The sequence below is a fragment of the Sphingopyxis sp. 550B genome, assembly GCF_057401805.1.
The window spans coordinates 3,812,813-3,832,356 of the sequence record NZ_CM171610.1 but is presented as its reverse complement, the minus strand read 5'-3'; the positions used below and the strand labels follow the sequence as shown (position 1 = coordinate 3,832,356).

Annotated in this window: 19 protein-coding genes; 11 read left to right on the top strand and 8 right to left on the bottom strand. The window is 67.5% G+C overall.

What is annotated here, in order from left to right; all coding sequences use genetic code 11:
* Positions 1–3 precede the first annotated feature (3 nt).
* Together AC2S9W_RS17710 and AC2S9W_RS17705 are read right to left on the bottom strand one after the other, a co-directional pair.
* Positions 4–1,200 (bottom strand): CoA transferase, encoded by a 1,197-nt coding sequence (locus AC2S9W_RS17710; RefSeq protein ID WP_104959769.1) that lies wholly within the window; start codon positions 1,198–1,200, stop codon positions 4–6.
* A gap of 35 nt (positions 1,201–1,235) precedes the next feature.
* Positions 1,236–2,405 carry an acyl-CoA dehydrogenase family protein gene (locus AC2S9W_RS17705; RefSeq protein WP_486571365.1) on the bottom strand — a complete coding sequence of 390 codons (1,170 nt, stop codon included), beginning with the start codon at positions 2,403–2,405 and terminating at the stop codon, positions 1,236–1,238.
* 203 nt (positions 2,406–2,608) lie between these two features.
* On the opposite strand from AC2S9W_RS17705, the gene AC2S9W_RS17700 reads away from it, so the two are divergent.
* A complete protein-coding gene (locus tag AC2S9W_RS17700) occupies positions 2,609–3,346 on the top strand; it encodes a helix-turn-helix domain-containing protein (protein ID WP_486571364.1) in 738 nt (245 codons plus the stop codon).
* Here the strand turns inward: AC2S9W_RS17700 and AC2S9W_RS17695 are convergent.
* The 3 genes from AC2S9W_RS17695 to AC2S9W_RS17685 are packed head-to-tail and all read right to left on the bottom strand — an operon-like array spanning position 3,340 to position 6,334.
* Positions 3,340–4,533: an acyl-CoA dehydrogenase family protein gene (locus AC2S9W_RS17695; RefSeq protein ID WP_486571363.1), complete on the bottom strand. Its 1,194-nt coding sequence runs from the start codon at positions 4,531–4,533 to the stop codon at positions 3,340–3,342. The two genes, AC2S9W_RS17700 and AC2S9W_RS17695, sit on opposite strands and share 7 nt — an antisense overlap.
* Positions 4,534–4,552: 19 nt before the next feature.
* Entirely contained in the window at positions 4,553–5,404 is an 852-nt protein-coding gene (locus AC2S9W_RS17690) for an HTD2 family dehydratase (protein WP_486571362.1), read from the bottom strand.
* Between the two features lie 12 nt (positions 5,405–5,416).
* A complete protein-coding gene (locus tag AC2S9W_RS17685; protein ID WP_076076154.1) occupies positions 5,417–6,334 on the bottom strand; it encodes an SDR family NAD(P)-dependent oxidoreductase in 918 nt (305 codons plus the stop codon).
* Positions 6,335–6,505: 171 nt separating this feature from the next.
* Here AC2S9W_RS17685 and AC2S9W_RS17680 point away from each other — a divergent pair, with 171 nt between their 5' ends.
* A complete protein-coding gene (locus tag AC2S9W_RS17680; RefSeq protein WP_486571361.1) occupies positions 6,506–7,750 on the top strand; it encodes a glycosyltransferase family 87 protein in 1,245 nt (414 codons plus the stop codon).
* Positions 7,751–7,762: 12 nt separating this feature from the next.
* Here the strand turns inward: AC2S9W_RS17680 and AC2S9W_RS17675 are convergent, their stop codons facing one another.
* On the bottom strand, positions 7,763–8,044 hold the full coding sequence (locus tag AC2S9W_RS17675; protein WP_067107624.1) for a hypothetical protein: 282 nt from the start codon (positions 8,042–8,044) through the stop codon (positions 7,763–7,765).
* On the bottom strand, positions 8,045–9,100 hold the full coding sequence (locus tag AC2S9W_RS17670) for a Leu/Phe/Val dehydrogenase (protein WP_076077995.1): 1,056 nt from the start codon (positions 9,098–9,100) through the stop codon (positions 8,045–8,047).
* Positions 9,101–9,225: 125 nt separating this feature from the next.
* Here AC2S9W_RS17670 and AC2S9W_RS17665 point away from each other — a divergent pair, with 125 nt between their 5' ends.
* Positions 9,226–9,690, top strand: coding sequence for an Lrp/AsnC family transcriptional regulator (locus AC2S9W_RS17665; RefSeq protein WP_486571360.1), 465 nt, complete (start codon positions 9,226–9,228; stop codon positions 9,688–9,690).
* 12 nt (positions 9,691–9,702) lie between these two features.
* Here AC2S9W_RS17665 and AC2S9W_RS17660 read toward each other — a convergent pair whose 3' ends face one another.
* Complete coding sequence (locus AC2S9W_RS17660; protein ID WP_076076145.1) at positions 9,703–11,031, bottom strand: MFS transporter; 1,329 nt, start codon at positions 11,029–11,031, stop codon at positions 9,703–9,705.
* A 157-nt stretch (positions 11,032–11,188) separates the two neighbouring features.
* Here AC2S9W_RS17660 and cyoA point away from each other — a divergent pair, with 157 nt between their 5' ends.
* From cyoA to AC2S9W_RS17620, 8 genes are all read left to right on the top strand, one after another.
* Positions 11,189–12,367: a ubiquinol oxidase subunit II gene (cyoA, locus tag AC2S9W_RS17655; protein ID WP_286749873.1), complete on the top strand. Its 1,179-nt coding sequence runs from the start codon at positions 11,189–11,191 to the stop codon at positions 12,365–12,367.
* A gap of 11 nt (positions 12,368–12,378) precedes the next feature.
* On the top strand, positions 12,379–14,388 hold the full coding sequence (gene cyoB, locus AC2S9W_RS17650) for a cytochrome o ubiquinol oxidase subunit I (RefSeq protein ID WP_486571359.1): 2,010 nt from the start codon (positions 12,379–12,381) through the stop codon (positions 14,386–14,388).
* Positions 14,389–14,392: 4 nt separating this feature from the next.
* Complete coding sequence (gene cyoC, locus AC2S9W_RS17645; RefSeq protein WP_067184969.1) at positions 14,393–15,022, top strand: cytochrome o ubiquinol oxidase subunit III; 630 nt, start codon at positions 14,393–14,395, stop codon at positions 15,020–15,022.
* A complete protein-coding gene (gene cyoD / locus AC2S9W_RS17640) occupies positions 15,019–15,399 on the top strand; it encodes a cytochrome o ubiquinol oxidase subunit IV (RefSeq protein ID WP_104959768.1) in 381 nt (126 codons plus the stop codon). The genes cyoC and cyoD overlap by 4 nt, the downstream gene beginning before the upstream one ends.
* Complete coding sequence (locus tag AC2S9W_RS17635) at positions 15,396–16,103, top strand: SURF1 family protein (protein ID WP_486571358.1); 708 nt, start codon at positions 15,396–15,398, stop codon at positions 16,101–16,103. Before cyoD ends, AC2S9W_RS17635 begins: the two co-directional genes overlap by 4 nt.
* Positions 16,103–17,407: an ATP-binding protein gene (locus AC2S9W_RS17630; RefSeq protein ID WP_486571357.1), complete on the top strand. Its 1,305-nt coding sequence runs from the start codon at positions 16,103–16,105 to the stop codon at positions 17,405–17,407. Before AC2S9W_RS17635 ends, AC2S9W_RS17630 begins: the two co-directional genes overlap by 1 nt.
* On the top strand, positions 17,407–17,940 hold the full coding sequence (locus AC2S9W_RS17625; protein ID WP_104959766.1) for a response regulator transcription factor: 534 nt from the start codon (positions 17,407–17,409) through the stop codon (positions 17,938–17,940). Before AC2S9W_RS17630 ends, AC2S9W_RS17625 begins: the two co-directional genes overlap by 1 nt.
* A gap of 301 nt (positions 17,941–18,241) precedes the next feature.
* Positions 18,242–19,426, top strand: a complete 1,185-nt coding sequence (locus AC2S9W_RS17620; RefSeq protein WP_486572101.1) for an acyl-CoA dehydrogenase family protein — start codon at positions 18,242–18,244, stop codon at positions 19,424–19,426.
* Positions 19,427–19,544: the final 118 nt, after the last annotated feature.

Sequence of the window (19,544 nt, the reverse complement as noted above, 5' to 3'; positions counted from 1 at the left end):
ATCTCAACCAATGCCGACAATCCTGGCGTCGATTAGCCGGGCGATCTCGCCCGACGACAGCGACAGGCGGGCGGCCAGCACCTCTTCCGAATGCTCGCCGTTGCGCGGGGCGGGGCGGGGCGGCTGGCGGTCGGCCTGCGGGATGGTCGCGAAGGCGCCCGCGGCGGGATAGGCGAAGCCGCTCGGATTGGCCGCGTCCGCGAAGATCGGGTTGTCCGCCACCAGCGCCGGGTCGTTCGCGGCGTCGAGCATCGTGCGATAGGGCGAATGGACGATCCCGCCCGCGTCGAAGGCGGCGGCGAGGTCGGCGTGGTCGCGGCGCGCGATCGCCCGCTCGAACAGCGGATAGAGCGCGTCGCGGTGCGTGAAGCGCAGCCCGTCATCCTTCGCGAAGGACACGCCGCGCACCGCCTCGACCGCCGCGACGGCATCGCCGAGGTCGAGCGCCGCGATCAGATTCGCCCATTGGCGCGGCGTGACGACGACGATCATCGTCCGCTGCCCGTCGCGTGTCGTGAAATCGCGGCCAAACAGGCCATAGACGGCGTTGCCCAGCCGCGGCCGGTTCGCTCCGCTATAGAGCACCTCGGCGATGCCGCCCATGTTGGCGACGGTGCCGATCGCGACGTCGGACAGCGGCAGGCGCACCTCGCCGCCGTCGCCGGTTGCGGCGCGCCGCTGGACCGCGGCGAGCAGCGCGAAGGCGGCATAGGCGCCCGTGAGCAGGTCCCACGCGGGCAGGACATGGTTGACCGGCTCCGGCCCCGCACCGGTGAGCATCGGATAGCCGACGCTGTTGTTCACCGTATAGTCGAGCGCGGGCGACCCGTCGGCCCAGCCCATCACACGGATGGTGATGAGGTCGGGACGCCCTTCGGCCAGCAGGTCGTGCGACAGGAAGCCCTTGACCGGGAAATTGGTGACGAACTGCCCCGTCGCGCGCACCAGCGCCTGCAGCAGTTCGCGCCCCTCGGGCCGGCCGAGGTCGAGCGCGACCGACTTCTTCGCGCGATTGAGATTTTCCCAATAGAGCGAATCGTTGTTTTCCGTGACCGGCCAGCGCCGGAAATCGGGACCGCCGCCGATCTGGTCGACGCGGATCACCTCGGCCCCGAACTGGGCGAGATACAGGCCCGCGGTGGGCGAGGCGACGAAGGACGACGCCTCGATGACGGAGAGGCCGGGGAGGAGGTTATACATGGGCCGCTCCCTCCGGGGCCTCGATCGTGGCGGGCTTATCCATTCGCATGGAACTCGCGCAGCATATGCTTGGCGATCTGAAGCTGAAGGATCTGCGTCGTCCCTTCGTAGATGCGATAGATGCGCGCATCGCGGAAGAAGCGCTCGGCGTCATATTCGGCCAGATAGCCCGCGCCGCCATAGACCTGGACGCAGGCATCGACGACGCGGCCGCACATCTCGCTGGCGAACACCTTGAAGGCCGCGGCCTTGCGCAGGACATTCTCGCCCGCGTCGGCGCGGCGGGTGACATCCTCCATCATGCATTCGGCGGCATAGATGTCGATCTCGCTCTGCGCGAGCATCTGCTGGATGAGCTGGAAGTTCGCGATCGGCTCGCCGAACGCCTTGCGCTCGGTCGCATAGCGCACCGCGCTGTCGAGCGCGCGGCGGGCATAGGCGGTGGCGGCGGCGCCGACCGACATGCGGCCGTTGTCGAGGCTCATCATCGCATAGGCGAAGCCCTTGCCGAGTTCGCCGCCGAGCAGCGCCTCGCCGCCGACGCGGACGTCGTCCATCACGATGTCGGCGATATGGCTGCCCGCCTGGCCCATCTTCTGGTCCGACTTGCCGATCGACACGCCCGGCGCGTCCATCGGCACGATGAAGGCGGAGACATGGGCGTTCTTGGGCAGATTCTCCTTGCTCGTCCGCGCCATGATCAGCCCGACTGTCGCGAAGGGCGAATTCGTGATGTACCGCTTGGTGCCGTTCAGCACCCAGCCGTTGTCGGTCTGCGCCGCGCTGGTCTGGAGCCCCGCCGAGTCCGATCCCGATCCGGGCTCGGTCAGGCCGAAGCAGGCGATTTCGCCCGATGCGACGCGCGGCAGCCATTCGGCCTTCTGCGCGTCGGTCCCGCCATTCTTGAGCGCCGAGGTGAACATGCCGATGTTGATCGAGATGATCGACCGGAACGCCGGCATCGCATAGGACAGCGTGTGGATGGTGCGGATATACTGGCTGACGTTCATCCCCGCGCCGCCGAACTCCTCGGGGATGGTCAGGCCGAACAACCCCATGTCGCGCATTTCGGACAGGATGTCGTCGGGGATGCGGTCAGTCTCGATGATCTCCCTTTCGGCGGGGAGAAGGCGCTCGCGGACATAGCGGTCGAGTTGTTCGATGAACTGTTCGAAGACGTCGGCGTCCATTCCGAGGTTCTGCATCCCTTCGGTCCCTTCTTGTCGCCCGCGTTTGCGGAAAAGTCCTGATCGATCCTTGTCCGCCCACCGCGCGATGGCAATGATTTTTCGCACCTCGGCGCCGCGCGTTGCGGGCCGAATCGCTTCGAGCGTGGGCTAGGATGTTCCTCGGCATTTTTCAATAAATGGAATTTGCTTTTCATCATCAGGAAAAATATGAAGGAGGGATGAGCCAGCCGGTCCGGTCCGTCGCACAAGCCTTTGCCATCCTGCGGCTGCTCGCCGATGGCGATGGCCTGACGCTGTCGGAGATCGGGCGCGCGCTCGACCTCAGCCCGTCGAGCTGTTTCAACCTGCTGAACACGCTGGTGGCCGAAGGGGCCATCGTGCGCGGCGCCGGCGGCAAGCGCTATCGGCTGGCGGGCCCCTGGGGCGGTTTCGAGGGACTGCGCGACCGGGCGGGGCGCTCGTTGATCGATCGCGCGCGGCCGCTGATGGCAAGATTGGCGCAGCAGGGCGACGCCGCGGTCGGGCTGTGGAAAATGGCGTCGCGCGAGCGGCTGCAACTCGTCGCGCACGCCGAAAGTGACGCCGTCATGCGGCTGCGGTTCGCCGATGCGCAGCGCCAGCCGCTCGGCGGCGGCGCGGCGGGCCGGGCGCTGGCGGCGGCGCAGCGTGTCGACGATGCCGAACTGGCGCGCCGCTATGCGCCCGTGCGCTGGCAGGCCGATCTGCCGTTCGACGTCTATGCCGCGCAGGTGCGCGAGGCGGCGGCGCGGGGCTATGCGATCGACCGCGGTTTCGCACATCGCGGGATATGGACGGTCGCGGTCGGCATCGCCGATGTGGCGCCCGGCTTCTGCCTGTCGGCCTCGATCGTTGCGGGGTCGCGCGGGGAGGCGGAGGTCGCGCAGCTCGCCGCCGCGCTTGGGCAGCTTCGCGCGCGGCTCGTCGCCGATCAATAGCTCCGCGGCAGGCCGAGGACATGCTCGGCGAGGAAGGAGAGGATCAGGTTGGTCGAGATCGGCGCGACCTGATAGAGGCGCGTCTCGCGGAACTTGCGCTCGACGTCATATTCCTCGGCGAAACCGAAGCCGCCGTGCGTCTGGATGCAGACATTGCCCGCCTCGCTCGACGCATCGGCGGCGAGCATCTTCGCCATGTTCGCCTCGGCGCCGTTCGGCTGTCCGGCTTCGTAGAGCCGGGCCGCTTCGTGCACCATCAGTTCGGCCGCGCGCATGTTGGCATAGGCACGCGCGATCGGGAAGGCGATGCCCTGATTCTGGCCGATGGCGCGGCCGAAGACGTGGCGTTCGTTCGCATAATCGGCCGATTTCTTCGTGAACCATTTGGCGTCGCCGACGCATTCGGCGGCGATCAGCACGCGCTCGGCATTCATGCCCGACAGGATGTAGCGAAAGCCTTTTCCTTCCTCTCCCAGCAGGTTGGCCGCCGGGATGCGCATGTTGTCGAAGAAAATCTCGGTCGTCGCATGGTTCATCATCGTGCGGATCGGCCGGATCGTCAGCGAACCGTCGGCGAGCGCCGCCTTCATGTCGACGATGAAGGTTGAAAGGCCGTCGGTCTTCTTCGCGGCTTGGTCGCGGGGCGTGGTGCGCGCGAGCAGCAGCATCAGGTCGCTGTGCTCGGCGCGGCTGGTCCAGATCTTCTGGCCGTTGACGACATAATCGTCGCCCCCGTCCTTCGACGGGGCAGGCTCACGGACCGCCACGGTGCGCAGGGCGGTGGTGTCGGTGCCGCTCGTCGGTTCGGTGACGCCGAAGGCCTGCAGGCGCAGTTCGCCGGTCGCGATCTTCGGCAGATAGGCACGCTTCTGCTCTTCGGAGCCGTGGCGCAGGATCGTCCCCATCGTATACATCTGCGCGTGGCAGGCGCCGCCGTTGCAGCCCTCGGCCTGAATCGTCTCGAGGATCGCGACCGCCGCCGACAGGCCCAGCCCCGATCCGCCATATTCCTCCGGGATCAGCACCGACAGGTATCCCGCGTCAGTCAGCGCCTTGACGAACGCCGTGGGATATTCGCGCTTCGCGTCGAGTTCGCGCCAATATTCGCCCGGAAACTCGGCGCACAGGCGGCGCACGCCCTCGCGGATTTCGGGAAAATGCTCGGCATCATAGGGGCTGAGGTGCATGGTCGGTCCTATCGCTGGGTCAGGTCGCGGCGCTGCCGCTCATGATCTGTCGGCCGTCGCCGGCAAAGGCGGCCAGTTCGATCGCGTCGCCGCCGCCGCGCAGCACGAGGTGCAGCGGCTCGCCGCAGATCGCCGGCGACAGGCCGCGAAAGGCGAAGCGGGTCAGGGCATTGTCGCCGAACTGGCGCTGCGCGAGGTCGAGGAGCAAAGTCGCGGTGAGCGGGCCGTGGACGACCAGCCCGCGATAACGCTCCGCATCGCGCGCATAGGGCAGATCGTAATGGATGCGGTGGCTGTTGAAGGTCAGCGCCGAATAGCGGAACAGCAGCGGCTCGTTCGGGGTCGTCGGGCGATGGGCGTCCCATGCCGCGGGGTCGAAGCCTGTCGCGCCCGGCGGGGGCGGGGAGAGCGGGGCATCGGGGGGCGCCGCTTCGCGAAACACGATCGACTGGGTCTCGCGCAGCGCGAGCGCATCGCCGGCGTGCGTTCGATGTTCGATCGTGACGAACAGCAGCTTGCCCGATCCGCCCTGCTTTTCGGCGATCGCGGCGATGCGCGAGCGGCGCGCAATCGCCTCTCCGACGTGCAGCGGGCGCAGGAATTCGACCTCGCTCGACGCCCACATGCGGCGCGGCAGCGGCGCGGGCGGCATGAAGCTGTCTTCGCTCTCGTCGCGTCGCGGATGGCCGTCATTGCCGAGCTGCGCGGTTGGCGCATCGGGCAGGCCGAGGCACCAGTGGAACCCCTGCGGCACCGCGCCGTCGGACGGCGCCCCGCGGTCGAGCGTCGCGAGCCACCGCGCCAGCGCCGACGCGTCGATCCGGTCGCGCCGTTCCTCCTCGCGCCCGATCCAGCCCTGCCATTCGCTCATGCGGCGCCTCCGTCAGACGGGGTCATAGGGAAAGACATGCGCCGACACCTCGTCGGCGCGCGCGAAGGCGGGACGAAAGGCGGGGATCAGTTCGTCGGCGATCGTTTCCGCCGTCCAGCCATCGAGCTTCACCATCGAGCGCACCGGGCGCGGCTTCGAAAACAGGAGAATCTCGTTCTTGCGCACGCTGAAGATCTGGTTGGTGACGTCGCGCGACAGGTCGGAGGCGAGGTAGGCGACGAGCGGGGCGATCTTGTCCGCCGACATTTCCTGCATCCGCCGGACGCGCTCCTGCTGCTCGGGGGTTTCGGCGGGGATCGACGATGTCATCCGGCTCCACGCGAAGGGCGCGATACAGTTCGACCGCACCCCGACGCGCGCCATGTCGAGCGCGATCGACTGCGACAGCGCGACGACGCCCAGCTTCGCCGCCGAATAATTGGCCTGGCCGATGTTGCCGATCAGGCCGCTGGTCGAGGTGAAATGGATAAAGCTGCCCGACTGCTGCTCGCGAAAATGGGGCGTCGCGGCCTTCGAGACGTTGAAGACGCCGGTCAGGTTGACGTCGATGACACTCTTCCAGTCCTCATAGCTCATCTTGTGCCAGATGGTGTCGCGCAGGATGCCGGCATTGTTCACGACCGCGTCGATGCGGCCGAAGCGCGCGACGGCATCCTCGACGATGCTCGCGGCCTCCTTCGGGTCGGCAACGTTGCCGAAATTGGCCGCCGCCTTGCCGCCCGACGCTATGATATCGTTGGCGGTGGTTTCGGCCGGGGCGGCGTCGCCGCCGTCGCCCGCCTGCGCGACTCCGGGGTCGTTGACGACGACCGCGGCGCCCTGTGCCGCGCAGTGCAGCGCCAGCTCGCGGCCGATCCCGCGCCCCGCGCCGGTGATCGCGACGACTTTCCCTTCGAGGCATCCGCTCACTTCGTCTCTCCCCGTGAATCCGCGTTGCGCCGCTTGATAGCGATTTTCGGCGCCGGGACCAGAGCGCGTGATCGCGCCGCGCGCGAAGGGCGATCAAGGATATCGCAAGACTTGTCGCCTAGGAACTGGCGCCAATCGGTTACGGGAATGCAGCCCAGGAGCGTCAGGACCATGGTTTCCAGCGATTCCCGTTCTTCGCTTCGATTGCGATGGGCGCTCGCCGCGCTTCTGCCGCTTCTGCTGCTGCTTCACGGCGTCGAAGCGATGAGCCTGCACGGGCATGTCGGCAGCGATTACCGGATTTTCTACGACAGCGTGCGGCGGCTGCTCGCCGATCCCGCGACCCTGTATGCGCCCGACGCGCGGGAGAGCCTGCAGGGCTATCTGTATCCGCCGCCCGCCGCCCTGCTGTTCCTGCCGCTGCTCCTCGGGTCGGTCGAACAGGGCTTTGCGATCGCCAGCGCCGTGATCGTCGGATGCGGCGTGCTGTCCTGCCTGATGTGGCTGAGCCTGACGCGCGAGGCGCTGGGCCTGCGGCGCGATTGGCTCGCGGCGCTCGTGATCGTGGCGCTGGCCACCTCGACCGGCGCGATGCTCGCCGTTCGGCAGGGACAGGTCGGCACGATCATCCTGTTCCTGTGCGTCGCGGCGGTCTGGCTCGACAGCCGCGGCTGGCCGAAGCTGGCCGGCGCGCTGATCGCCGCCGGCTGCTGGATCAAGATTTATCCGGTTCTGATGCTGTTCTGGCTTTTCTGCCGGCCGCAGTGGCGCCCGATGCTGACCGGGTTCGCCATCGCCGCCGTCGGCATTCCGCTCGTGGCGCTCGTCAAGGTGCCGCCCGCCCTCTATCTGGACTATTTCCAGACCCAGCTTCCTGCCATGTCGGGCCGCGCGATCGTCCATATCGACAACCAGTCGATCGCCGCCATCGTCACGCGGCTCGATCTTCCGCTCGAAGTCTATTCTCTGTCCTACCAGACCGCGCCGCTGCCGGGCTGGCTGCGCGGCGGTGTCGTCCTGGCGATGCTGGGGGCGATGACGGCGATCATGCTGCGGGTGCGGAGAACCGGCGCGCCGGCCCTGACCGTCGCGAGCTGGGCGACCGCCATCGCCTGCCTCGTCGCGCCGCTGGGGTGGGGACACACCTATGTCCTGCTGTTTCCGCTGTTCGTCCAGCTCTGCCGCGTGTCGCTCGCCCGCATCGAGGCCGGCGAGGGGTGGGGCGAAGCCGTCGCGATCGGGCTCTGCTATCTGGCGCTGCTCCCGCCGGGCTATCACCGGCTGGCGATCGCAGAGATGCTGCCCGGCTGGGCGGCGCAGCTCTTCTACGCGCGCTATGCGGTCGCCGCGCTCGTGCTGCTGGCGATCAGCTGGCGCCAGCTGGGCCGGGAGGGCAAGGCCGCGCGTCCGGCCTGACGCACCCGACCGTTAAACGGCGACCGACGCCGGCGCGCCGACCGGAATCGCCGGCATCGCGCCGCCCGAATCCTCCAGTTCCACCGCCGCGATCGCCGCCGTCTCGCCCAGCTTGGCGGCGAGGATCGCCGCCTGCTGCGCGGCAAGGTTCGCCACCGCCACCTCGATCCGCATCCAGCCGCGATCGAGCGAGGCCGACAGGCTGGTCGGCACGATCGCGCGCTGCGCGAAGAAACCGGCGACGCGCGGCAGCGACTGCGGGTCGGCGAGCGCCTCGATCCGAAAGCGGTGCATTCAGGCCGCCGCCCGCCGCTGCGCGTCGGCGATCACCTCTTCGGCCATTTCGTCGGCGACGAGCGCGGGCGAACGCGCCTCGCGCGCCGCGCGTTCGAGCAGCGCCGCGACGCGCGGGGCGATGGCGGCGACGCGTTCGGCGACCTCGGCCGGGCCTTCGCCCAGATATTCGGCCGACACGCTGATGATCCCGCCCGCATTGGCGACATAGTCGGGAACATAGGCGACGCCGCGTTCGTGCAGCAGGTCCGCGACATCGGGCGTCGCCAGCTGATTGTTCGCGGCGCCGCACACCAGCCGCGCCTTGAGCGCCGCGACCGTGTCGCGGGCCAGCGCGCCGCCGAGCGCGCAGGGCGCGAAGACGTCGGCCTCGACCGTCGCGATCTCGTCGACCCCGACCACTTGCGCATCGAGGATCGCGCGCAGCCGGTCGCGCCGCACCGGGTCGGGATCGGCGATGACCAGCTTCGCGCCCGCATCGGCCAGGTGGCGACAGAGCTCGGCGCCGACATGGCCGGTGCCCTGCACCGCGACGGTCAGCCCGGCCAGGTCGCGCCCCAGCGCGAAGCCCGCCGCCGCCTGCATCGATTCGAACACGCCGCGCGCGGTCCATGGCGACGGATCGCCACCGGCGCGTCCCTTCGCGGGCGGCAGCCCCGCGACATGGCGCGTCACGCCCGCGATCTCCTGCATGTCGGCGACCGTGGTCCCGACATCCTCGGCGGTGACATAGAGCCCGCCCAGTCCCTCGACCACGCGGCCGAAGGCGCGGAACAGCGCCGCGCGGTCGTAATCGCCCGCGGGTTTCCGTAGCACCGCCTTGGCGCCGCCGAAGGGCAGATCGGCGAGCGCATTCTTGTAGCTCATCCCCTCGGCGAGGCGCAGCGCGTCGGCGAGTGCGCTGTCGGCGTCGGGATAGCTCCAGAAGCGGCAGCCTCCGGCACCCGGCCCGAGCGCGGTCGAATGGATGGCGATCACGCCGTCGAGCTGCGCTTCGGCATCGTACAGGCGAACGCATTCGACCGGGGGCGTCAGGCGGGCAGGGCGGGCAACCATCATCTTGCTCCTCGAAATGATGCCCGATCATCGCATCCGCGAGGCGAACAATCTTGCTCGCTTTTCAAGGGCGCTGGTACGATTATGGGATATTATTGCCGGATAAATCTGTTTATGAGGAATAAATGACCGACCTTGACCCATTCGAGATAAAAATCCTCCGCGAATTGCAGCGCGATGCCAACCAGACGACGGCCGAGATCGCCGAGCGCGTCGGGCTGTCGGTGTCGCCCTGCTGGCGCCGCATCGACCGGCTCGAACGCGACGGCTTCATCCGCAAGCGCGTCGCGATCGTCGACCGGCGCCGGGTCGGGCTCAACGCGCATGTTTTCGCGCAGGTGAAGCTCAACGCGCACGGCCGCGCCAACCTCGACGAATTCAGCGCGGCGATCCGGTCCTTTCCGGAAGTGCTCGACGCCTATGTGCTGATGGGGTCGATGGACTTCATGCTGCGCGTCGTCGCGAAGGACATCGACGCCTATGAGCGCTTCTTCTTCGACCAGCTCAGCAAGCTGCCGGGGGTGCAGGAAATGAACTCGACCGTCGCGCTATCGGAAATCAAGTCGACGACCGAATTGCCGCTCGGCTGACCCGCCCGCGTCTCAGCCGATGGTTTGCGCCAGTTCGCGGTTCAGCCACAGCGCGACGAGCGTGCCGATCGCACCCGACAACAGATAGGCGCCCGCCGCGATCAGGCCGAATACGCTCGACAGCCACAGCGCGACCAGCGGCGCGAAGCCGGCGCCGAACAGCCAGGCGAGGTCGGAGGTGAAGGCCGATCCGGTATAGCGGTGGCGCTGGTCGAAGTTCGACGACAGCGCGCCCGAAGACTGGCCGAAAGCCAGCCCGAGGAGCAGGAAGCCGAGGATCATGAACACCGCCTCGCCCATCTCTCCGGCGCCCAGCAGTTGCGGTGCGAAGCCGCTGAACGCCGCGATCGCGGCGGCGGTGACGCCCAGCACGGTGCGCCGCCCGACCCGGTCGGCGAGATAGCCCGAGGCGATGATCGCGAACACGCCGACCACCGCCGCGATCGCCTCGATCGCCAGGAAGCGCGCGGGCGTTTCCTCGGTGAACAGGAACACCCACGACAGCGGAAACACCGTCACCATGTGAAAGAGCGCGAAGCTGCACAGCGGCGCGAAAGCGCCCACCGCGATCACCTTCCATTCCGACCGCAGCGTCTCGGTCAGCGGCGCGGGTTCGAGTTCCTTGTCCTCGAACAGCGCGGCATATTCGGGGGTGACGACGATGCGCAGCCGCGCGAACAGCGCCACGACGTTGATCGCGAAGGCGACGAAGAAGGGATAACGCCAGCCCCAGTCGAGGAAATCCTGCGCGGGCAGCGCCGCGATCAGGAACATGAACAGCAGGCTGGCAACGATCAGGCCGAGCGGCGCGCCGAGCTGCGGGATCATCGCGTACCAGCCGCGCTTGCCCTCCGGCGCGTTGATCGCGAGCAGCGAGGCGAGCCCGTCCCACGATCCGCCGAGCGCGACACCCTGACCCATGCGGAACAGCGCGAGCAGCAGCGCCGACCCGATGCCGATCGTTGCGTAACCGGGCAGGAAGGCGATCGCGGCGGTCGATCCGCCGAGCAGGAACAGCGCGTTGGTCAGCTTGGCGCCGCGGCCATAGGTGCGGTCGATCCAGGTGAAGAGGACGGTCCCGACCGGCCGCGCGAAAAAGGCGAGCGAGAAGATCGCGAACGACCACAGCGTGCCGTCGACCGGGTCGAGATGCGGAAAGACCAGCTTCGGGAACACCAGCACCGACGCGATCGCGTAGACGAAAAAGTCGAAAAACTCCGACGTCCGGCCTATGATCACTCCGATGGCGATTTCGCCGGGAGAGATGCGATGGCCAACATCGTAAAGCGCGCGCGCATCGCGTTCGGCCTGGGTGGTGGAAGGCGCGTTTTCGGCAGACATGGCAGACGTCCTGCTTCTGGGCGTCGCTGGCGCGGCGCGAGTCGATCATAGGGCAAAAGCGCCCGTTATGAAATCGCCCCTGCGCGATCGTCGCCGCTCGCGGGATTGGACAAAATGTCCTATGGGCTGTGCAACAAAGGAGGCCTAGGCGCGCGTCATGCCCAGTCATCTCCCTCGTTCGGCCGCGTGGAAGCGGTTGCTGCCGCTCGCCGCGCTGCCCCTGCTCGCCGGATGCGGCCTGGTCGTGCTCGATCCGGCCGGCGACGTCGCGAAACAGCAGGGCGACCTGATCCTGATCTCGACCGGGCTGATGCTGCTGATCATCGTTCCGGTGATGTTGCTGACCATCTTCTTCGCGTGGCGCTATCGCGCTAGCAACAAGGAAGCGACCTACAAGCCCGATTGGGACCATTCGACCCAGCTCGAACTGGTGATCTGGTCGGCGCCGCTGCTGATCATCATCTGCCTCGGCGCGATCACCTGGGTCGCGACGCACCTGCTCGATCCCTATCGTCCGCTCGCGCGCACCGGGCCGGGACAGGCGGTGGCGGCAGAGGTGCAGCCGCTCGACGTCCAGGTCGTCGCGCTCGACTGGAAATGGCTGTTCATCTATCCCGAACAGGGCGTCGCGACGGTCAACGAACTCGCGGTGCCCGCGCATCGCCCGCTGCGGTTTCGCATCTCGGCCTCTTCGGTGATGAACAGCTTCTATGTCCCGGCGCTCGCGGGGCAGATCTATGCGATGCCGGGAATGGAGACCAAGCTGCACGGAGTCTTCAACGAAACCGGCAATTTCACCGGCTTTTCGGCCAATTACTCGGGCGCCGGCTTTTCCAACATGCGCTTCGCGGTGAAAAGCCTGCCGCCCGCGGCCTTCGACCGGTGGGTGGCGCAGACCAAGGCTTCGGAGGGCGGGACGCTCGACCGGCTGACCTATCTGCGGCTCGAACGGCCGAGCGAAAAGGAACCGGTGCGCCGGTTCGCCGCGGTCGAGACGCAGCTTTTCGACGCGGTGGTCAACATGTGCGTCGAACCCGGCAAGATGTGCATGCACGACATGATGTCGATCGACGCGAAGGGCGGGGCGGGGATCGCCGGCATCCACAACGTCCGCGACATTGCCTATGACAAGTTCGCCGCGCGCGGCAGCACCGACATCGCGCGCTGGAGCCTGCGCTATGTCGCGGCGCTGTGCAGTTCGCCGCTGATGCGCGGCGAGCGGCCCGATGCCACGCCGGTGAATCCCGAACGGCTGAAGGGCGAGGGGCTGCCCGTTCCCGGCGACGGTCCGGGGCGCACCGCGCTCAATGCTCCCGCCACCCGCCCGATGTCCTGACCGAGATCGCCATGACCCCCTCTTCCCCTCCCGCCACCGATCCGATCTTCGGCCGCCTGTCGCTCGACGCGATTCCGCTGCACGAACCGATCCTGATCTTCACTTTTCTCGGCGTCGCCGTCGGCGGCCTCGTGCTGCTCGGGCTCATCACCCGCTATCGCCTCTGGGGCTATCTGTGGACCGAGTGGTTCACGACCGTCGATCACAAGCGGATCGGGATCATGTACATGATCCTGGGCCTGATCATGTTCCTGCGCGGCTTCGCCGATGCGGTGATGATGCGGCTTCAGCAGGCGATGGCCTTCGGTGGGTCGGAGGGCTATCTGCCCGCGCACCATTACGACCAGATCTTCACCGCGCACGGCGTGATCATGATCTTCTTCGTCGCGATGCCCTTCATCACCGGGCTGATGAACTATATCGTCCCGCTCCAGATCGGCGCGCGCGACGTCTCCTTTCCCTTCCTCAACAATTTCAGCTTCTGGATGACGACCGCGGGCGCGGTATTGTGCATGGTCTCGCTGTTCATCGGCGAGTTCGCGCAGACCGGCTGGCTCGCCTATCCGCCGCTGTCGGGGCTGGCCTACAGTCCCAACGTCGGGGTCGATTATTATATCTGGTCGCTCCAGATCGCCGGGGTCGGGACGACCCTGTCGGGGATCAACCTGATCGTCACCATCCTCAAGCTGCGCGCGCCGGGGATGCGGATGATGAAGATGCCGATCTTCACCTGGACCAGCCTGTGCACGAACATCCTGATCGTCGCGACCTTCCCGGTGCTGACCGCGACGCTCGCGCTGCTCAGCCTCGACCGCTACGTCGGCACCAATTTCTTCACCAACGATTTCGGCGGCTCGCCGATGATGTACGTGAACCTCATCTGGATTTGGGGCCACCCGGAGGTCTATATCCTGATCCTGCCGCTGTTCGGCGTCTATTCCGAAGTCACCGCGACCTTCTCCGGCAAGAAGCTCTTCGGCTACACGTCGATGGTCTATGCGACCGTGTGCATCACCATCCTGTCGTATCTCGTCTGGCTGCACCATTTCTTCACCATGGGGTCGGGCGCCAGCGTCAACAGCTTCTTCGGCATCACGACGATGGTGATCTCGATCCCGACGGGGGCAAAGCTGTTCAACTGGCTGTTCACCATGTATCGCGGCCGCATCCGCTTTGAACTGCCGATGATGTGGACGGTCGCCTTCATGCTGACCTTCGTGATCGGCGGCATGACCGGGGTGCTGCTCGCGGTGCCGCCTGCCGACTTCGTGCTGCACAACTCGCTGTTCCTGATCGCGCATTTCCATAACGTCATCATCGGCGGCGTCGTGTTCGGCGTGTTCGCGGCGATCAACTACTGGTGGCCCAAGGCGCTCGGCTTCAAGCTCGACGTGTTCTGGGGCAAGGTCAGCTTCTGGTGCTGGGTCGTCGGTTTCTGGGTCGCCTTCATGCCGCTCTATATCCTCGGCCTGATGGGGGTGACGCGGCGGATGCGCGTGTTCGACGACCCGAGCCTGCAGATCTGGTTCGTCGTCGCCGGGGTGGGCGCCGCGCTGATCGCGATGGGGATCGTCGCGATGCTCATCCAGTTCGGGGTCAGCATCTGGCGGCGCCACGATCTGCGCGACGAAAGCGGCGACCCATGGGACGGCCGCACCCTCGAATGGGCGACGAGCTCGCCGCCGCCCGACTATAATTTCGCCTTCACGCCGCTGATCCACGACCTCGATGCGTGGCACGACATGAAGCGGCGCGGGCACCAGCGGCCGGTCGCGGGTTTCCGGGCGATCCACATGCCGGGCAACACCGGCGCCGGGATCATCCTGGCGGCGATCAGCCTGGTGATGGGCTTCGCGCTGGTCTGGCACATCTGGTGGCTCGCGGGGCTGAGCTTCGCCGGGCTGATCGGCGGTGCGATCACCCACAGCTTCAACTACAAGCGCGACTGCGACATCCCCGCCGCGACCGTGGCCGAGGTGGAAGAGGCGCGCACCCGCCAGCTCGCGGCGGCCGGAGCCTGATCGCATGAGCCATCCCACGCCGTCCGCCGCCGCCGAGCCGGTGTCCTTCTACCAGCTCGAGGAGCATGCGCATCCCGAGGGGCATAGCACGATGCTGGGCTTCTGGATCTACCTGATGAGCGACTGCCTCATCTTCTCGATCCTCTTCGCCTGCTATGCGGTGCTCGGCGGCAGCTATGCCGCGGGGCCGGCGCCGAAGGATCTGTTCGACCTGCCGCTCGTCGCGCTCAACACCGCGATGTTGCTCTTCTCGTCGATCACCTACGGCTTTGCCGTGCTCCAGATGCAGCAGGGGCGCGTGCGGGGGACGCAGCTCTGGCTGGCGGTGACCGCGCTGTTCGGCGCCGCCTTCCTGGGGATCGAGCTTTACGAGTTCCATCACCTGATCGAGATCGGCGCGACGCCGCAGCGCAGCGCCTTCCTGTCGAGCTTCTTCACGCTGGTCGGCACGCACGGTCTGCACGTCACCTTCGGCATCGTCTGGCTGGTCACGCTGATGGTCCAGCTCGGCCGCCACGGGCTGATCGCCGCCAACCGCCGCCGCGTCATGTGCCTGTCGATGTTCTGGCATTTCCTCGACGTCATCTGGATCGGCGTCTTCACGATCGTCTACCTGCTGGGAGTGCTGCGATGACCCCCGACCCCCATGGCGAGCAAGCCGCCGGCGGGCACGCCGAGATCGAGATGCCGCACGCGTCGATGCGCGACTATGCGATCGGCTTCCTGCTGTCGGTGGTGCTCACCGCCATCCCCTTCTGGCTGGTGATGACGCGGCCGCTGGAGGCCGGCGCGACCGCGGCGATCATCATGGTCTTCGCGGTCGCGCAGATCATCGTCCACATGGTCTATTTCCTGCACATGACGCCGAAGGCGGAGGGCGGCTGGTCGCTGACCTCGCTCGTGTTCACGATCATCATCCTCGCCATCGCGCTGGCGGGGTCGCTGTGGGTGATGCATCACCTCAACACCAACATGATGCCGATGCCGCACGACATGAGCCAGCTTCCGTGACAGCGACCCGCCGCGCGGTCCTCGCCGCGGCGGCGCTGCTCGTGACCGCCTGCCTGCTCGCGCTCGGCGTGTGGCAGCTCGAACGGCGCGTCTGGAAGCATGCGCTGATCGCCGCGGTCGAGACGCGCCTCCAGACCGATCCCGTCGCCGCACCGGGGCCGGCGGCGTGGCCCGCGATCCGCGCCGACACCGACGCCTATCGCCGCATCCGCGCGCGCGGTACCTTTCGCCACGACCGCGAGACGCTGGTGCAGGCGGTGACGGCGCGCGGCGGCGGCTATTGGGTGCTCACCCCGTTCGAAACGCCGGACTTCACCCTGCTCGTCAACCGCGGCTTCGTGCCGCCGGGCAAGCGCGATCCGCGGGCGCGCGCCGCGGGGAATCCCGCCGGCCCCGTCACCGTGACCGGCCTGCTGCGCGTCACCGAGCCGGGCGGCGCCTTCCTGCGATCGAACGATCCCGCCGCGAACCGCTGGTATTCGCGCGATGTCGCCGCGATCGCGCAGGCGCGGGGGCTGGGGCGCGTCGCGCCCTATTTCCTCGACGCCGACGCGGCACCCAACGTTGGCGGCTATCCGGTCGGCGGGCTGACGGTGGTGAAATTCGCCGACAACCATCTGGTCTATGCGCTGACCTGGTTCGGCCTCGCGTTCATCAGCCTCTATTTTGCGTGGCGGTTGTGGCGGCCCTATAAAGAGGCCTGATGACCGCCATGCCCGACCCATCGCTGGCGCTGCCCGAGGCCGACGCCGGGCGCCGCAACCTGACGCTGCTGATCCAGCTCCGCTGGCTCGCGGTCGGGGGACAGCTTGCGACGATCGCGATCGCGACCGGCCTGATGGGCATCACCCTGCCGCTCGTCCCGCTGCTTGCCACCATCGTGCTGCTCGCCTCGATCAACGTGGCGAGCCGCGTGCGGCTGCATCGCGGCGGCGCCGTGACCAATGGCGAGCTGACCGCCGCGCTGCTGTTCGACGTCGCGGCGCTGGCGTGGCAGCTTCATCACAGCGGTGGCCTCGCCAACCCGTTCGCCTCGCTGTTTCTGCTCCAGGTCGTGATCGGCGCCATCCTGCTCACGCCGCGCTCGTCATGGGCCATCGTCGCCGCGACGCTCGCCGCGCTCGCGGCGCTGCGCATCGGGCCGACGCCGCTGGTGCTGCCGCCGCGCTATGCCGGCGATCCGCTCGGCCTCTATCTCAAGGGCAGCTTCGTCTGCTTCGTGCTGATCGCGGTGCTGCTCGTCGCCTTCGTCACGCGGATCAGCCGCAACCTGCGCGACCGCGACGCGGCGCTCGCCGCCGCGCGCCAGCGGGCGGCCGAAGAGGATCATATCGTCCGCATGGGACTGCTCGCCTCGGGCGCCGCGCACGAACTCGGGACGCCGTTGTCGACGCTGTCGGTGCTGATCGGCGACTGGAAAGGGGCGCCGCGCTTCGCGGCCGATGCCGAATTGCAGGAGGACCTCGCCGACATGGATGCGGCGGTCCAGCGCTGCAAGACGATCGTCGGCGGCATATTGATGTCGGCGGGCGAGGCGCGCGGCGAGGCGCCGCAGCTCACGACGATGCGCCGTTTCCTGACCGAGATCGTCGAGGATTCGCGCGCCGCGCGCATGCCTGGGACGGTCGCGTTCAACGACCTGTTCGGCGCCGACGTCGCGATCGTGTCCGACCCCGCCTTGCGCCAGGTCATCGGCAATGTCGTCGACAACGCCGCCGAGGTGTCGTCCGACTGGATCGGCATCACCGCGTCGCGCGACGGCGACATGGCGGTGATCGAGATCGTCGACCGCGGCCCCGGCTTCAGCGACGAAATGCTCGAACATTTCGGACAGCCCTATCGCTCGACCAAGGGCAGGCCGGGCGGCGGGCTCGGGCTGTTCCTGCTTGTCAATGTCGTGCGCAAGCTGGGCGGCGGCGCCAGCGTGACGAGCCGCGCGGCGGGCGGTGCGCGGGTGCGCATCTTCCTGCCGCTGTCCGCGCTCGCGCCCCCCGAAGGAGAGCCATGATGGCCGATCAGAGAATGCTGGTGATCGTCGAGGACGACGAGCCCTTTGCGCGCACGCTCCGGCGCTCGTTCGAACGGCGCGGTTACCGGGTCGAGGTCGCGCACGATCCGGATGAACTGGCCGATCTGCTCGGACGCTTTCGCCCGGGCTATGCCGTCGTCGACCTCAAGCTCGGCAACGCGTCCGGCCTCGCCTGCGTGCAGACGCTGCGCGCGTCGGACGCGGCGATGCGGATCGTCGTGCTCACCGGCTTCGCGAGCATCGCCACCGCGGTCGAGGCGATCAAGCTCGGCGCCTCCTACTATCTTGCCAAGCCGTCGAACACCGACGACATCGAGGCGGCGTTCGACCGTGCGGAGGGCAATGTCGACGCGCCGCTCGACGCGCGTCCGTCGTCGATCAAGACCGTCGAGTGGGAGCATATCCACCAGACGCTCGTCGAGACCGGCTTCAACATCTCCGAAACCGCGCGGCGGCTCGGCATGCACCGCCGCACGCTCGCCCGGAAGCTGGAGAAGCGGCAGATACGATAGGCGCGACCGACCTCGGGCGGTAAAAATTGCTATGCTATGGCCCGTGGGGATTCGGGTCTCGGCGCGCTGCCTCATCCGTTCGTCATGCTGAACTCGTTTCAGCATCCATGGCCGGACCTTCCCTTTTGTGCCGCCTTTCATTCGAGAGCAGACCATGGACCCCGGATCAGGTCCGGGGTCGCAATGACGAAGCGGGTCAATCCCATGTCAACACCGTCTAGCCATATGGGCCCCGCGACCGATTGCCATGCCGGGCCCGATCGCGCATGGGCAGCGCAGGATTCGATCAGGAGAGCAGGTGATGGGCGTATCGGAACGGGCGCGGGAGATCGGTGAGCGGGTGGAGGCGTTCGTTCGCGACGTCGTCGCCCCCTATGAAAGCGACGCGCGGCGCGATCATCACGGTGCGCCGACCGACGAACTGGTCGCGGAACTCAAGGAAAAGGCGCGCGCCGCGGGCGTGCTCACGCCGCATATCCTGGCCGACGGCGACCATCTGACGCAGGTCGAGACGGCGTGGGTGCTGCAAAAGACCGGCCTGTCGCCGCTCGGCCCGCTGGCGTGCAACACCGGCGCTCCCGACGAAGGCAACATGTATCTGCTCGGCAAGGTCGGCAGTCCCGAACTCAAGGAACGCTTCCTGAAACCGCTGGTCGAAGGCCGCGCGCGCTCGGCCTTCTTCATGACCGAACCGGCCGACGAGGGCGGCGCGGGGTCCGATCCCTCGATGATGAAGACGACCTGCCGGATGGACGGCAATCATTGGGTGATCAACGGCCGCAAGGCGTTCATCACCGGCGCCGACGGCGCGAAGGTCGGCATCGTGATGGCAAAGGCGGAAGGTGTCGCGCAGGGCGGCGGCGCGTGCATGTTCCTCGTCGATCTGCCCGACCCGGCGATCCGCATCGACCATGTGCCGAACACGATCGACAGCTCGATGCCCGGCGGCCACGCGACGGTGACGATCGACAATCTGCGCGTTCCCGCCGACCAGATGCTGGGCGAGGCGGGCGAGGGGTTCAAATATGCGCAGGTTCGCCTGTCGCCGGCGCGCCTGTCGCACTGCATGCGCTGGCACGGCGCCTGCCAGCGCGCGCACGAGATCGCGAGCGACTATGCCAACCGCCGCATGGCGTTCGGCAAGCCGCTGATCGAGCATGAGGGGGTCGGCTTCATGCTCGCCGAGAATCTGATCGACCTCACGCAGGCCGAACTGATGATCGCCTGGTGCGCCGAGGTGCTCGACACCGGCTCGCTCGGCACGACCGAAAGCTCGATGGCGAAGGTCGCGGTGTCGGAGGCGCTGATGCGCATCGCTGACCGTTGCGTCCAGGTGATGGGCGGCACCGGCGTCACCGACAAGACGATCGTCGAGCAGGTGTTCCGCGAGGTCCGTGCCTTCCGCATCTACGACGGCCCGACCGAGGTCCACAAATGGAGCCTCGCCAAGAAGATCAAGCGCGACTGGAAGGCCGCGCAGGGGTAGGGAGGCGCCGCTGCGGCGGTTTGCGTAAGTCGACACCATCTCCATTCCGTTCGTGTCTAGCGAAGTCGAGACACCCATCGATCTTGCGCTACGCGGAGGGGTGTCTCGACTTCGCTCG